General features: G+C 65.2%; 18 protein-coding genes. 17 read left to right on the top strand and 1 reads right to left on the bottom strand.

Annotation, left to right across the window (positions count from 1 at the left end):
* Positions 1-355 precede the first annotated feature (355 nt).
* From rpsJ to A9W95_RS08695, 14 genes are all read left to right on the top strand, one after another.
* Complete coding sequence (gene rpsJ, locus A9W95_RS08760) at positions 356-661, top strand: 30S ribosomal protein S10 (protein ID WP_003873519.1); 306 nt, start codon at positions 356-358, stop codon at positions 659-661.
* 14 nt (positions 662-675) lie between these two features.
* Positions 676-1,326, top strand: a complete 651-nt coding sequence (gene rplC / locus A9W95_RS08755) for a 50S ribosomal protein L3 (RefSeq protein WP_067410902.1) — start codon at positions 676-678, stop codon at positions 1,324-1,326.
* Complete coding sequence (rplD, locus tag A9W95_RS08750; protein ID WP_067410899.1) at positions 1,326-1,982, top strand: 50S ribosomal protein L4; 657 nt, start codon at positions 1,326-1,328, stop codon at positions 1,980-1,982. Before rplC ends, rplD begins: the two co-directional genes overlap by 1 nt.
* Positions 1,983-2,285, top strand: coding sequence for a 50S ribosomal protein L23 (gene rplW, locus A9W95_RS08745; RefSeq protein WP_067241936.1), 303 nt, complete (start codon positions 1,983-1,985; stop codon positions 2,283-2,285).
* A gap of 29 nt (positions 2,286-2,314) precedes the next feature.
* Positions 2,315-3,157 (top strand): 50S ribosomal protein L2, encoded by an 843-nt coding sequence (rplB, locus tag A9W95_RS08740; protein ID WP_067410897.1) that lies wholly within the window; start codon positions 2,315-2,317, stop codon positions 3,155-3,157.
* A 22-nt stretch (positions 3,158-3,179) separates the two neighbouring features.
* A complete protein-coding gene (gene rpsS / locus A9W95_RS08735; RefSeq protein WP_003892827.1) occupies positions 3,180-3,461 on the top strand; it encodes a 30S ribosomal protein S19 in 282 nt (93 codons plus the stop codon).
* A complete protein-coding gene (gene rplV / locus A9W95_RS08730; protein WP_067410894.1) occupies positions 3,458-4,003 on the top strand; it encodes a 50S ribosomal protein L22 in 546 nt (181 codons plus the stop codon). Before rpsS ends, rplV begins: the two co-directional genes overlap by 4 nt.
* Positions 4,003-4,848 carry a 30S ribosomal protein S3 gene (rpsC, locus tag A9W95_RS08725; protein WP_067410890.1) on the top strand — a complete coding sequence of 282 codons (846 nt, stop codon included), beginning with the start codon at positions 4,003-4,005 and terminating at the stop codon, positions 4,846-4,848. Before rplV ends, rpsC begins: the two co-directional genes overlap by 1 nt.
* Before the next feature lie 3 nt (positions 4,849-4,851).
* On the top strand, positions 4,852-5,268 hold the full coding sequence (gene rplP, locus A9W95_RS08720; RefSeq protein WP_067410887.1) for a 50S ribosomal protein L16: 417 nt from the start codon (positions 4,852-4,854) through the stop codon (positions 5,266-5,268).
* Entirely contained in the window at positions 5,268-5,510 is a 243-nt protein-coding gene (gene rpmC / locus A9W95_RS08715; RefSeq protein WP_067410884.1) for a 50S ribosomal protein L29, read from the top strand. The genes rplP and rpmC overlap by 1 nt, the downstream gene beginning before the upstream one ends.
* On the top strand, positions 5,507-5,869 hold the full coding sequence (gene rpsQ, locus A9W95_RS08710; RefSeq protein ID WP_371328040.1) for a 30S ribosomal protein S17: 363 nt from the start codon (positions 5,507-5,509) through the stop codon (positions 5,867-5,869). The genes rpmC and rpsQ overlap by 4 nt, the downstream gene beginning before the upstream one ends.
* Before the next feature lie 231 nt (positions 5,870-6,100).
* Entirely contained in the window at positions 6,101-8,461 is a 2,361-nt protein-coding gene (locus A9W95_RS08705) for an arylsulfatase (RefSeq protein ID WP_067410877.1), read from the top strand.
* 4 nt (positions 8,462-8,465) lie between these two features.
* Positions 8,466-9,086, top strand: a complete 621-nt coding sequence (locus A9W95_RS27845; RefSeq protein ID WP_253851595.1) for a hypothetical protein — start codon at positions 8,466-8,468, stop codon at positions 9,084-9,086.
* Positions 9,087-9,148: 62 nt separating this feature from the next.
* Positions 9,149-10,120: a DUF4436 domain-containing protein gene (locus A9W95_RS08695; protein ID WP_371328039.1), complete on the top strand. Its 972-nt coding sequence runs from the start codon at positions 9,149-9,151 to the stop codon at positions 10,118-10,120.
* On the opposite strand, the gene pstS is transcribed toward A9W95_RS08695, so the two are convergent.
* The gene (pstS, locus tag A9W95_RS08690; RefSeq protein WP_067410876.1) at positions 10,113-11,216 is read right to left on the bottom strand and encodes a phosphate ABC transporter substrate-binding protein PstS; all 1,104 of its coding nucleotides are present in this window, start codon (positions 11,214-11,216) and stop codon (positions 10,113-10,115) included. The genes A9W95_RS08695 and pstS overlap by 8 nt on opposite strands.
* Positions 11,217-11,373: 157 nt before the next feature.
* Between pstS and A9W95_RS08685 the strand changes: the two genes are divergently transcribed.
* The 3 genes from A9W95_RS08685 to A9W95_RS08675 form a co-directional block, all read left to right on the top strand.
* A complete protein-coding gene (locus A9W95_RS08685; protein WP_067410873.1) occupies positions 11,374-12,315 on the top strand; it encodes a DUF4436 domain-containing protein in 942 nt (313 codons plus the stop codon).
* 4 nt (positions 12,316-12,319) lie between these two features.
* Positions 12,320-13,213 carry a formylglycine-generating enzyme family protein gene (locus tag A9W95_RS08680; RefSeq protein ID WP_067410870.1) on the top strand — a complete coding sequence of 298 codons (894 nt, stop codon included), beginning with the start codon at positions 12,320-12,322 and terminating at the stop codon, positions 13,211-13,213.
* 187 nt (positions 13,214-13,400) lie between these two features.
* The coding region (locus tag A9W95_RS08675; RefSeq protein WP_371328041.1) for a DUF4436 family protein at positions 13,401-13,798 on the top strand (398 nt) is incomplete at its 3' end.

The raw sequence follows: 13,798 nt of genomic DNA, 5'->3' as shown, positions 1-13,798 counted from the left end.
CGGAGCGTACTGCAGCCATGAGCTGGGATTTGGCTCAAGCGCTGATCTGAGGCATACTGTTCAGGTTGCCTTGAGCCAGGTTTGCGCTTGGCCGGGCATAGACCAGCGTCCAAACGGGCGCGTCCGGTCCCATCCTTGGAGCGACTAATTTCGGTCGTCTTGAAGGCTGCGTGCGGGTGACACACCCGAGCGCGGGGGCCGGTGGACCACGACAGGTAAACAGCGGCGCTGTATCCGGCGCGACGCGATCGGCCTCGGTAATCGAGCGCCGATCTGCGCGTCGGGGAGCACGGGGTCAGGAAACGACTCGAAGTCCGGACACGGGCCCGAGTGTGGGAGATGAGGTAGCAGAAGCGTGGCGGGACAAAAGATCCGCATCAGGCTCAAGGCCTACGACCATGAGGCCATTGACGCGTCGGCACGCAAGATCGTCGAGACCGTCGTACGTACCGGCGCCAGCGTTGTCGGCCCGGTGCCGCTGCCGACCGAGAAGAACGTGTACTGCGTGATCCGTTCACCGCATAAGTACAAGGACTCGCGAGAGCACTTCGAGATGCGGACTCACAAGCGGTTGATCGACATCCTCGATCCGACGCCGAAGACCGTTGACGCGCTGATGCGCATCGATCTTCCGGCCAGTGTCGACGTCAACATCCAGTAGGAATTCGGCGAGCAATGGCGAGAAAAGGCATTCTGGGCACCAAGCTGGGCATGACGCAGGTGTTCGACGAAAACAACCGGGTGGTCCCGGTGACCGTGGTGAAAGCCGGTCCCAACGTGGTGACACGTATCCGTACGCCCGAGCAGGACGGGTACAGCGCTGTGCAGTTGGCGTACGGCGAGATCAGCCCGCGCAAGGTCAACAAGCCGGTCACCGGTCAGTTCACCGCCGCGGGCGTCAACCCGCGCCGGCATCTGGCCGAGCTGCGGCTCGACGACGGCGGAGCGACCGAGTATGAGGTCGGCCAGGAGTTGACGGCGGAGATTTTCGCCGACGGCGCATACGTCGACGTCACCGGAACCTCCAAGGGCAAGGGCTTCGCCGGCACCATGAAGCGGCACGGTTTCCGCGGCCAGGGCGCCAGCCACGGTGCCCAGGCGGTGCACCGTCGGCCGGGTTCCATCGGCGGCTGCGCTACTCCGGCCCGCGTCTTCAAGGGCACCCGGATGGCCGGCCGGATGGGTAACGACCGGGTGACCGTGCAGAACCTGGTGGTGCACAAGGTCGACGCGGAAAACGGCGTGCTGTTGATCAAGGGGGCGGTCCCCGGCCGCACCGGCTCTCTCGTCGTGGTTCGCAGCGCGATCAAACGAGGTGAGAAGTAATGGCTGAGCAATCGTTGACCATTGACGTCAAGACGCCCGCCGGCTCGGTGGACGGCTCCATCGACCTGCCGGCCGCGCTGTTCGACGCCCCGGCCAACATCGCGCTGATGCACCAGGTGGTGACCGCGCAGCGGGCCGCGGCCCGTCAGGGCACGCACAAGACCAAGACCCGTGGCGAGGTCCGCGGTGGTGGTCGTAAGCCTTACCGGCAGAAGGGAACCGGCCGCGCGCGGCAGGGTTCGACACGGGCCCCGCAGTTCACCGGCGGTGGCACGGTGCACGGTCCGACGCCGCGCGACTACAGCCAGCGCACGCCCAAGAAGATGATCGCCGCCGCACTGCGCGGCGCGCTGTCCGACCGGGCCCGCAACGGCCGTATTCACGCGGTGACCGAACTGGTCGAGGGCCAGATCCCGTCGACCAAAAGCGCCAAGGCATTTCTGGGCACGATCACCGACCGCAAGCAGGTGCTGGTGGTCATCGGGCGCAGCGACCAGACGGGCGCCAAGAGCGTGCGCAACCTCCCCGGTGTGCACCTCCTGACGCCCGATCAGCTCAACACCTATGACGTGTTGCGGGCCGACGACGTGGTGTTCAGCGTGGAAGCGCTCAACGCCTACATTTCGGCCCACACATCCGAGGAGGTAACGGCGTAGATGGCGACCATCGCTGACCCCCGCGACATCATCCTGGCCCCGGTGATCTCGGAGAAGTCCTACGGCTTGCTCGACGACAACGTGTACACATTTGTGGTGCACCCGGATTCGAACAAGACGCAGATCAAGATCGCCGTCGAGAAGATCTTTTCCGTCAAGGTCGCCTCGGTGAACACGGCCAACCGGCAGGGCAAGCGCAAGCGCACCCGGACCGGATACGGCAAGCGCAAGAGCACCAAGCGCGCCATCGTCACCTTGGCGCCGGGTAGCAAGCCGATCGATCTGTTCGGGGCCCCGGCCTAGCGGAGCGCGAGAGAAAGACCTGATTAGACATGGCAATTCGTAAGTACAAGCCGACGACGCCCGGCCGTCGCGGCGCCAGCGTGTCCGACTTCGCCGAGATCACTCGGTCCACCCCGGAGAAGTCGCTGGTTCGCCCGCTGCACGGCCACGGTGGGCGTAACGCCCACGGCCGCATCACCACTCGCCACAAGGGTGGCGGGCACAAGCGCGCCTACCGGGTCATCGACTTCCGCCGCAACGACAAAGACGGTGTCAACGCCAAGGTCGCCCACATCGAGTACGACCCGAACCGCACCGCCCGCATCGCACTGCTGCACTTCCTGGATGGCGAGAAGCGCTACATCATTGCGCCCAACGGGCTTTCGCAGGGTGACATCGTGGAGTCCGGCGCCAACGCCGACATCAAGCCCGGTAACAACCTGCCGCTGCGCAACATCCCGGCCGGTACGTTGGTTCACGCGGTGGAGTTGCGGCCCGGCGGCGGTGCCAAACTGGCGCGGTCGGCCGGTTCGAGCATCCAGTTGCTCGGTAAAGAGGCCACCTACGCCTCGCTGCGTATGCCCAGCGGTGAGATCCGCCGCGTCGACGTCCGCTGCCGCGCGACGGTCGGCGAGGTGGGCAACGCCGAGCAGGCGAACATCAACTGGGGCAAGGCCGGCCGCATGCGGTGGAAGGGCAAGCGCCCGTCGGTTCGTGGTGTGGTGATGAACCCGGTCGACCACCCGCACGGCGGTGGTGAGGGTAAGACCTCCGGTGGTCGGCACCCGGTCAGTCCGTGGGGCAAGCCCGAGGGCCGCACCCGCAACCCGAACAAAGCCAGCAACAAGCTCATCGTCCGACGCCGGCGCACCGGCAAGAAGCACGGGCGTTAGGGATTCAGGAGAGTAGCCAGCTATGCCACGCAGCCTGAAGAAGGGCCCGTTCGTCGACGACCATCTGCTCAAGAAGGTCGACGTGCAGAACGAAAAGAACACCAAGCAGGTCATCAAGACCTGGTCGCGGCGCTCGACCATCATCCCTGACTTCATCGGACACACCTTCGCGGTGCACGACGGCCGCAAGCACGTCCCGGTGTTCGTCACCGAGGCGATGGTGGGGCACAAGCTCGGTGAGTTCGCGCCCACCCGCACGTTCAAGGGGCACATCAAGGACGACCGAAAGAGCAAGCGGCGATGAGCACCACGACTATCGAATATCCGTCGGCGACCGCCAAGGCGCGGTTCGTGCGGGTGTCGCCGCGCAAGGCGCGCCGGGTCATCGACCTGGTCCGCGGCAAGTCGGTGACCGACGCCCTCGACATCCTGCGGTGGGCGCCGCAGGCCGCCAGTGAGCCGGTCGCCAAGGTGATCGCCAGCGCAGCGGCCAACGCGCAGAACAACAACGGGCTGGACCCGGCCACCCTGGTGGTGGCCACGGTGTACGCCGACGAGGGTCCGACCGCCAAGCGCATCCGTCCGCGCGCCCAGGGGCGCGCGTTCCGGATTCGCAAGCGCACCAGCCACATCACCGTCGTGGTGGAAAGCCGCCCCAGCAAAGACCAGCGGTCGTCGAAGTCGTCGCGGTCGCGCCGCGCCGAGGGCAGCAAGGCCGCCGCGAAGGCGCCTGCCAAGAAGGCACCCGCGAAGAAAGCCGCCACCAAGGCACCGGCAAAGAAGGCCGCACCCAAGGCGGAAGCCAAGACGTCTGAGACTTCTGACGCGAAGGGAGGCTCAGACTAGTGGGCCAGAAGATCAATCCGCACGGCTTCCGGTTGGGCATCACCACCGACTGGAAGTCGCGCTGGTACGCCGACAAGCAGTACTCCGAGTACGTCAAGGAGGACGTGGCGATCCGCCGGCTGCTGTCCAGTGGGCTCGAGCGCGCCGGCATCGCCGACGTGGAGATCGAGCGCACCCGGGATCGGGTGCGGGTGGACATCCACACGGCCCGCCCCGGCATCGTCATCGGTCGTCGCGGCACCGAGGCCGACCGGATCCGCGCCGACCTGGAGAAGCTGACCAAGAAGCAGGTTCAGCTGAACATCCTGGAAGTGAAAAACCCTGAGTCGCAAGCACAGTTGGTGGCCCAAGGTGTCGCCGAACAGCTGAGCAACCGGGTGGCGTTCCGGCGCGCGATGCGCAAGGCGATCCAGTCGGCCATGCGCCAGCCCAACGTCAAGGGCATCCGGGTGCAGTGCTCGGGCCGCCTCGGCGGTGCGGAGATGAGCCGCTCGGAGTTCTACCGAGAGGGCCGCGTTCCGCTGCACACCTTGCGGGCAGACATCGACTACGGCCTGTACGAGGCCAAGACCACCTTCGGTCGCATCGGCGTGAAGGTGTGGATCTACAAGGGCGACATCGTCGGCGGCAAGCGGGAGTTGGCCGCCGCGGCCCCGGCAGGTGCCGACCGGCCGCGCCGCGAGCGTCCGTCGGGCACCCGGCCGCGACGCAGCGGCGCCTCGGGCACCACGGCGACCGGGACCGACGCCGGTCGCGCCGCGGGCGGCGACGAAAGCACGGCAAGCGCTGCGGCCCCCGCGGGCGACAGCGCCCCAGCAACTGAAGCGCAGAGCACGGAGAGCTGAATCATGTTGATTCCCCGCAAGGTCAAACACCGCAAGCAGCACCACCCTCGCCAGCGTGGCGTCGCCAGCGGCGGCACGACGGTCAACTTCGGTGACTATGGCATCCAGGCGCTCGAGCACGCCTATGTGACCAACCGGCAGATCGAGTCCGCCCGTATCGCCATCAACCGGCACATCAAGCGTGGTGGAAAGGTGTGGATCAACATCTTCCCGGACCGTCCGCTGACCAAGAAGCCCGCCGAGACCCGGATGGGCTCGGGTAAGGGTTCGCCGGAGTGGTGGGTGGCCAACGTCAAGCCGGGCCGGGTGCTGTTCGAGTTGAGCTACCCCAATGAGCAGACCGCCCGCGCGGCGCTGACCCGCGCGATCCACAAGTTGCCGATCAAGGCGCGCATCGTGACCCGAGAGGAGCAGTTCTGATGGCAGTGGGAATTTCCCCTGGCGAACTGCGTGAGCTCAGCAACGAGGAACTGACCGATCGTCTGCGTGAGTCCAAGGAAGAGTTGTTCAACCTGCGCTTCCAGATGGCGACCGGACAGCTGAGCAACAACCGCCGGCTTCGCACGGTGCGTCAGGAAATCGCTCGCGTCTACACCGTGCTGCGGGAACGAGAACTGGGTCTGGCATCCGGACCCGACGGCTCCGACAACGAGGAAGCGTGATGGCAGAGGCTACGACCGGCGCAAAGAAGACCGCCCCGAAGGCAGCTAGCGCGAAAGACGCCCCGTCGAAGGAGAAGGGCTCCAAGCACACTCCCGCCACGCCCAAGCCGCGCGGTCGCCGCAAGACCCGCATCGGCTACGTGGTGAGCGACAAGATGCAGAAGACCATCGTGGTCGAACTGGAAGATCGCGTCCGGCACCCGTTGTACGGCAAGATCATTCGCACCACCAAGAAGGTCAAGGCGCACGACGAGAACAGTATTGCCGGCATCGGCGACCGCGTCTCGTTGATGGAGACACGTCCGCTGTCGGCGACCAAGCGCTGGCGGCTGGTCGAGATTCTCGAGAAGGCCAAGTAGCTTTCAGGTAGCTTTCATTCGCACCTGCGCCCGGGACCCTCGCGGTTCCGGGCGTTTGTGTATTGGGCGTCTTCAGCGTGCAACCTGGGCCTTCAGCGTGCGGCCCCGGCGGAGATTTCGCGATTTCTGCACCCGCTGTTCACACCCAAATTCCTGAGCTCACACTCGGCGACGCCCGGCGCGTGTAATGTCCACGGACATTCGGGTCCACTACGGGAGTGAGGCTGAGCAATGGCTACTGGGCCGACCGAGTTCAACGGCAAGATCGAGCTGGACATCCGCGACTCGGAGCCCGACTGGGGCCCGTACGCCGCGCCCACTGCACCCGAGAACTCACCCAACATCCTGTATCTGGTGTGGGACGACACCGGCATCGCGACCTGGGACTGCTTCGGCGGGCTGGTCGAGATGCCGGCCATGACCCGCATCGCCGAGCGCGGAGTGCGGCTGTCCCAATTCCACACCACCGCACTGTGCTCGCCCACCCGCGCGTCCCTGCTCACCGGGCGAAACGCCACCACCGTCGGCATGGCGACCATCGAAGAGTTCACCGACGGCTTCCCCAACTGCAACGGTCGGCTTCCCACCGACACGGCGTTGCTCTCGGAGGTGCTTGCCGAGCGGGGCTACAACACGTACTGCGTCGGCAAGTGGCACCTGACTCCGCTGGAAGAGTCGAGCATGGCGTCCACCAAACGGAACTGGCCCCTCTCACGTGGCTTCGAACGGTTCTACGGGTTCATGGGCGGCGAGACCGACCAGTGGTACCCCGACTTGGTCTATGACAACCACCCAGTGAACCCGCCCGGCATACCCGAGGACGGCTACCACCTGTCCAAGGACATCGCGGACAAGACGATCGAGTTCATTCGCGACGCCAAAGTCATTGCGCCAGAAAAGCCGTGGTTCAGCTACGTGTGCCCCGGCGCGGGCCACGCCCCGCATCACGTCTTCAAGAATTGGGCGGACAAGTACGCCGGCAAATTCGACATGGGTTACGAGCGCTACCGGGAGATCGTGCTGGAGAACCAGAAGTCTTTGGGCATCGTGCCACCGGACACTGAATTGTCGCCGATCAACCCGTATCTCGACGTCGAAGGGCCCCAAGGCGAGCCGTGGCCGTTGCAGGACACGGTGCGACCGTGGGACTCGCTCAACGATGATGAGAAAAAGCTGTTCGCCCGGATGGCCGAGGTATTCGCCGGGTTCCTCAGCTACACCGACGCCCAGATCGGCCGGATACTCGACTACCTCGATGAGTCCGGTCAATTGGACAACACCATCATCGTGGTGATCTCCGACAACGGCGCCAGCGGGGAAGGTGGCCCCAACGGATCGGTCAACGAGGGCAAGTTCTTCAACGGGTACATCGACACGGTCGAAGAAAGCATGAAGCTGTTCGATCACCTCGGTGGACCCGAGACCTACAACCACTACCCGATCGGGTGGGCTATGGCGTTCAACACCCCTTACAAACTGTTCAAGCGCTACGCCTCACATGAAGGCGGCATCGCCGACACGGCGATCATCTCCTGGCCCAACGGCATTGCGGCGCACGGCGAAGTCCGCGACAACTACGTCAACGTCTCCGACATCACCCCGACCGTCTACGACCTGCTCAGCATGACACCCCCGGAAACCGTCAAGGGCATTGCACAGAAGCCGCTGGACGGGGTGAGTTTCAAAGCGGCACTGGATGACCCGGCCGCCGACACCGGCAAGACCACCCAGTTCTACACCATGCTCGGCACCCGGGGCATCTGGCATGAAGGCTGGTTCGCCAACACCATTCACGCCGCCACCCCGGCCGGCTGGTCGCACTTCGATGCCGACCGCTGGGAACTGTTCCACATCGACGAAGACCGCAGTCAATGTCACGACCTGGCTGCCGAACAGCCGGAGAAGCTGGAGGAACTCAAAGCGCTGTGGTTCGCCGAGGCGGCCAAGTACAACGGTCTGCCGCTGGCCGATCTCAACATGATAGAGACGCTCACCAGGTTCCGGCCCTATCTGGCCGGTGATCGGACAACCTACATCTACTACCCGAACTGCGCCGACGTCGGCATGGGCGCCGCCGCCGAGATAGGCGGTCGGTCGTTCGCCGTGCTGGCCGACGTCACCGTGGACACCACCGGCGCCGAAGGCGTGTTGTTCAAACAGGGGGGCGCGCATGGGGGTCACGTGTTGTTCATCCAGGACGGCCGGCTGCATTACGTGTACAACTTCCTCGGTGAGCGCCAGCAGCTGGTGTCCTCCGACGGCCCAATCCCATTGGGCAGGCACGTCTTCGGCGTCCGCTACGCCCGGACCGGGACGGTGGCGAACAGCCACACCCCACTGGGTGACATCACGTTGTACTTCGATGAGCACACAATCGGTGTCCTGGGGGACGTGATCACTCATCCGGGAACGTTCGGGTTGGCCGGGGCCGGTATCACCGTCGGGCGAAACGGCGGGTCGGCGGTGTCCAGCCGCTACAAACCGCCCTTCAATTTCACCGGCGGCACCATCGCGCAGGTCACCGTCGACCTGTCCGGTAGACCCTACGAAGACGCCGAAGCCGAACTCGCGCTTGCCTTCTCCCGCGACTGAGCCGTTGCGGCGCCCGCTCGGCGCCGCCGCGGTGTTGGTTCTGGCGGTGGTGCTGGCATGCTGCAGTCAGTATTCGTCGCCGCCGCGCAAGTCCGATCCGGCAGAACCGGTGCCCGGCATCGCCGCGACCGCCCGCCACCCCCTGCCGGCCAACGCCGTCGTCTGCGCTGGGCCGGCCGCCGGCGCCGGGCACCCGGTGACCGCTGCGGTGTCTGACCCGGCGGCGCCGCGGGCCACCATCGCCGTGCCCGACGGCTGGAGTGCGTCGGCCGGCACCGGAGATACGGCGCTGGTGTTGTCCGGGCCGGACGGCATGATGGCGAAGGTGACCATCGCCTCGACGGACCTGGCGCCGGACACCGCGTTCTTGCGCTACATCGCCAGTGAACCGCTGCCTCGGCGCGAATTCGCGGTCACCGGAGCACTGTTGTGCGGATACAGCGGCCAACTCCTCACCGGCACGTTGCAAAGCCCGGCCGGTGATATCGACTTCGCCGACCGCATCGTCCACCTCTGGACCAACAGCAAGCAGTATCTGGTCGCCATCCATGTCACCGGACGCTCTGCCGGCTTTGCCGCGGCCAAAGCGGCCTTGACGCAAGACTTTGCGGTCGTCATACCCTGAACACCGCCCTCGGAACTGCTAGCATCTGCACGCCGTGTCGTCTCGCCAGCTGGGGGTATACCGTGACCGCTAACCCGACGCCGCCGCCCCCGCCAGCGACGGAGCCGGCTACGGCCCCGACCGTGCCGACCAAGACCGCCTTTCACGGTCGGCGCTTCGCTATCGGTTTCGGCATCATGCTCGCTGTTGTCGCGGTCTATGTGTTGTCCCTGGTGGGGGTGCACCTGCTGGCCAGATCGGCGCCGCCGCTGCCGCCGGTGGATTTCAGTCAACACTCGGCCGACGACACCATCGTCCAGGTGCGCCTCAACGAGCTGAAGACCGTCGCCAATCGGCTGAGCGTCAATGTCCTTGTCTTCCCGAAGGATTCGCTGTACGACAAAGACTTCGGCGTGCTGACCACCAACGCCGCGGTGCGCCTGTATCCCGAGAACGACCTGGGCGATCTGCAATACCCGGTGGGTAAGGCGCCGGCGCAGGTCGCCACCAGCATCGAGGCGCACGGCGACGCCGGGAACTGGCCGTTCGACTCCTACCGCACCGACATTCTCGCGGCCGATGTCTTCACCGGCTCCGGTCAGAACCGCGAAAAGGTGCCCGCGCGTGTGGAAGTGGTCGGTTACATGGACGGCTGGGACGCCACCCTCACCCGCATTCACGACCCCGACGATTCCGACCCCAACACGTTGGACGACGTGGTCATCACGGTGCACCGATCCAAGAGCTCGCTGATCTTCGACATCGGAATCTGCCTGGTGCTGTTGGCGCTGCCCGCGTTGGCGCTATGGGTGGCGATCCCGATGGCGCTGGGCCGAACATCCTTCCTGCCGCCGTTTTCCACCTGGTACGCGGCGATGCTGTTCGCCATCGTCCCGCTCCGCAACATCCTGCCCGGCTCCCCGCCGTTCGGTTCCTGGATCGACCAGGCCTTCGTGTTGTGGGTGCTGATCGCCCTGGTGGTGGCGATGGCGCTGTTCGTCGTGGCGTGGACCCGACAGCGAGATCGCAAGCCGCCCAGAGGCACCGTCAGCTGATGGCGTCCACCGCGGTGGACACCCGGGCCTGAAACTCCGGCGACAGCGGGATGTAGCCATGCTGGTCCAGGTCCGGTTGGCCCGGACCGATCGCCGCCTGTAGGAAGGCCTTCACCGCTTCGGCAACCCCGGCGGTGGGGTACTTCGAGCAGACGATCTCGTAGGTGGCCAACACGATCGGATACACGTCGGGTTGGGTCGGGTTGTAGAACGACGAGATGTCGAGCACCAGGTCGTTGCCTTTGCCGACGATCTTGGCGCCGGCAATCGTCTTGCCGACCGAGTCGGTGCCGATGCGCACCGGACGCAATGACTTGCGGCTGGCGCCCGTCTTGATCTCCGCCGCGAACAGCCCTTGCTCCATGGCGTAGGACAACAGGTTGTAGGAAATCGCCCCTTCGGTGTTCTTCACCATGGCCGAGGTGCCTTCGTTGCCGAATGCGCCGGCGCCGACGCCTCCCCGGAAGCTTTTGCCGGTTCCGTTGTTCCACGCGCCCCCAGCAGCGGCCTGCAGGTAGTCCTGGAAGTTCTCCGTGGTGCCGGATTCGTCGCTGCGGTAGATGACGCGGATGTCCTCTGACGGCATGGAAGAGTTCAGCGCGCTGATGGCCGGGTCGTCCCAGCGCTTGATGGTGCCGTTGAAGATCTTGGCCGCGGTGGGCGCGTCGAGCACCAACCGGTCAACCGCGTTGAGGTTGTAGGTGATGGCCAGCGGACCGAACACCACGGGCAAATTCCACGCGTCGGCCCCGCCGCATCGCCGTTTGGCAGCGGCATACTGATCGGCATTCAACGGGGTGTCGGATCCGGCGAAATCGGTTTTGCCAGCCAGGAATTCGTTGATTCCGGCACCGGAGCCGATAGCGGAGTAGGCGAGCGACTGGCCGGGGCAGGTCTTGTGGTAGGCGCTGATGAACTGCGTCATCGCGGGCGCCTGGGCGGTCGAGCCGCTGGCGGCTATGGCTTGCTTACCGCCGCATTCGACCTTCGCGCCGCTGGCATACACCAGCGTGGTGTGGTGGGTGTTGCATGCCGACACCGCGAGGGCACTCGCGGCCAGCAAGCTTGCAGCGGCGACGAATCGGTTGCATTTCATGACGACATTTAGGTCTATCGAGATAACCCGCAAACAAACGCCGGATGAACTGTGGGCGTGATCACGACAGTTCCTAGGAAATTCCGATGTACTCCCGCGTCGGGGTTCGGTTCGTTACCATCTGCTGGTCCTATGCGCGACAAGCGAGAGGTAAGCGATGACCACGGAGGCTCCACCCACACCACCGGCATCGCCGAACCAGCCCAGCCCGACGGGACACGCCGCGCCGCGCGACAAGGCGCGCGGACGGCGGTTGCTCCTCGGTATGGGCATCCTGGTGGCCTTCCTACTCGTCTACACCCTGTCGCTGTTCGGGGTGCACTGGCTATCGAAGTCCGCGGGTCCGCTCCAGCCGCCGGATCTAGGCACCTCCGAGGACACCGTCGTGCTGGTCCGGCTGGACGAAATGAAGACCGTCGGGAATCGGTTGGCGGTGAAGGTGCTGGTGATCCCCGAGGACAACATGTTCGACAAGCGCCTCGATGTGCTGACCACCGACACCGCCGTGCGTTTCTACCCCGAGAACGACTTGGGTGACCTGGTCTATCCAGCGGGCAAAAGGCCCGCGCAGATGGCCACCACACTCGAGGCCCACGGCGACCCCGGAAACTGGCCGTTCGACTCCTACACCACAGACACCATCTCGGCGGATGTGCTTGTCGGACAGGGCAATGACCGCAAGTACATCCCGGCCCGAGTCGAAGTGACGGGACAAATGGAGGGCTGGGACGTCAGCGTCCAACGCGTGCACGACTCCGACGAGCCGGACCCGAATGTGAAAGACGACGTGATCGTCACCCTGCATCGGTCCAAGGGTCCGCTGATCTTCGACCTGGGCATCTGCCTGGTGCTGTTCAGCCTTCCCGCGTTGGCGTTCGCGGTGGCCATTCAGATTGCGCTGGGTAAGCGTAAATTCGTGCCGCCCTTCGTAACCTGGTTTGCGGCAATGCTGTTCGCCGTCATACCCATCCGCAACTTCCTGCCCGGCGCTCCGCCGCCGGGTGCCTGGGTGGACCAGGCCCTGGTGCTCTGGGTGTTGATAGCCCTGGTCGCGGCCATGGCCATGTACATGCTGATCTGGTATCGACAATCGGACTGACCCAGTGCTGACCGAGTTGGTAGAACTGCCCGGCGGAACCTTCCGCATGGGGTCGACCAGCTTCTACCCCGAAGAAGCGCCGATCCACACGGTGGCCGTCGAACCGTTTGCGATCGAACGGCATCCGGTGACCAATGCCCAATTCGCGGAGTTTGTCGCGGCCACCGGGTATATGACCGTCGCCGAACAGCCGATCGACCCGGCGCTGTATCCCGGGGCAGATCCGGTCGATTTGTGCGCTGGCGCAATGGTTTTCCGGCCCACCGCGGGACCCGTCGATTTGCGGAACTGGCGGCAGTGGTGGGCGTGGGAAGCGAGCGCGTACTGGCGCTTCCCGTTCGGTCCCCAGGGCCCGGACAGCACCGCCGCGGACCGGGCCGACCACCCCGTCGTCCAGGTGGCCTATCCCGACGCCGCGGCCTACGCGGGCTGGGCGGGCCGGCGGCTACCCACCGAAGGGGAATGGGAATATGCGGCGCGCGCCGGCAGCACGACGACGTATGCCTGGGGAAACGAGGTCGCACCCGGTGGTCAGTTGATGGCCAATACCTGGCAAGGCCGATTTCCCTTCCGCAATGACGGGGCGCTGGGCTGGGTGGGGACTTCACCGGTAGGCACGTTCTCGCCCAATGGATTCGGCTTGCTCGACATGATCGGCAATGTTTGGGAGTGGACCACCACGCGGTTCTCCGCACACCACCGGCTGGATCAGCCGCCGAAAGCCTGCTGCAGTCCCTCCGGGCCCGCCGATCCCAATGTCAGCCAGACGTTGAAGGGCGGCTCACACCTGTGCGCGCCAGAGTATTGCCATCGCTATCGGCCGGCCGCGCGGTCACCTCAGTCTCAGGACACCGCCACCACCCATATCGGCTTTCGCTGCGTGGCGGACTCTGACTGAGCCCAGCAAATCGTCAGGTTAAGCGGCGATGGCCGGTGAGTGACGGCGCTTCGAACGGCGCGCGCGTCCGTTAAGGGTTCGCTAGCCTGACGCCGTGACCGCTGAGGCCCCGCCGTCCGAGGCTCCGCCCACGGAGGCTCCGCCGCCACCACCATCGTCGTCGAGCAAGTCACGCAGGCCGCGTGTCGTGGTCGGAGTGGCGGTCCTGTTGACCGTCGTCTTCACCTACGGCCTGTCGTTGTTCGGTGTGCACTTGCTGGAGCGCTCGGAAGGGCCACTGCCACCGCTGGACTTGGGCTCGGCCGGCGCCGAGGAGACCATCGTGCAATTGCGGCTTGAGGAACTGAAGACGGTCGCGAATCGGCTGACCGTCAACGTGCTCGTGTATCCGGGAGATTCGCTCTACGACAAGCGATTCGACGTGCTGACCACCGACATCGCGGTACGGCTGTATCCCCGCAGCGAATTGGGAGACCTGCAATTCCCGGCCGGAAAGACGCCGGCGCAAGTCAGCACGACGATCGAGGCGCACGGTGACCCCGGCAACTGGCCGTTCGACAGCTACAAGACAGAGCAACTTTCAGC

Origin of the sequence: Mycobacterium sp. 1423905.2 (genome assembly GCF_001673155.1) — a bacterium.
In the GTDB taxonomy this organism is placed as follows: Bacteria; Actinomycetota; Actinomycetes; order Mycobacteriales; family Mycobacteriaceae; genus Mycobacterium.
The sequence above is the reverse complement of the archived record's forward strand: the minus strand, read 5'-3'. Positions and strand labels throughout refer to the sequence as shown.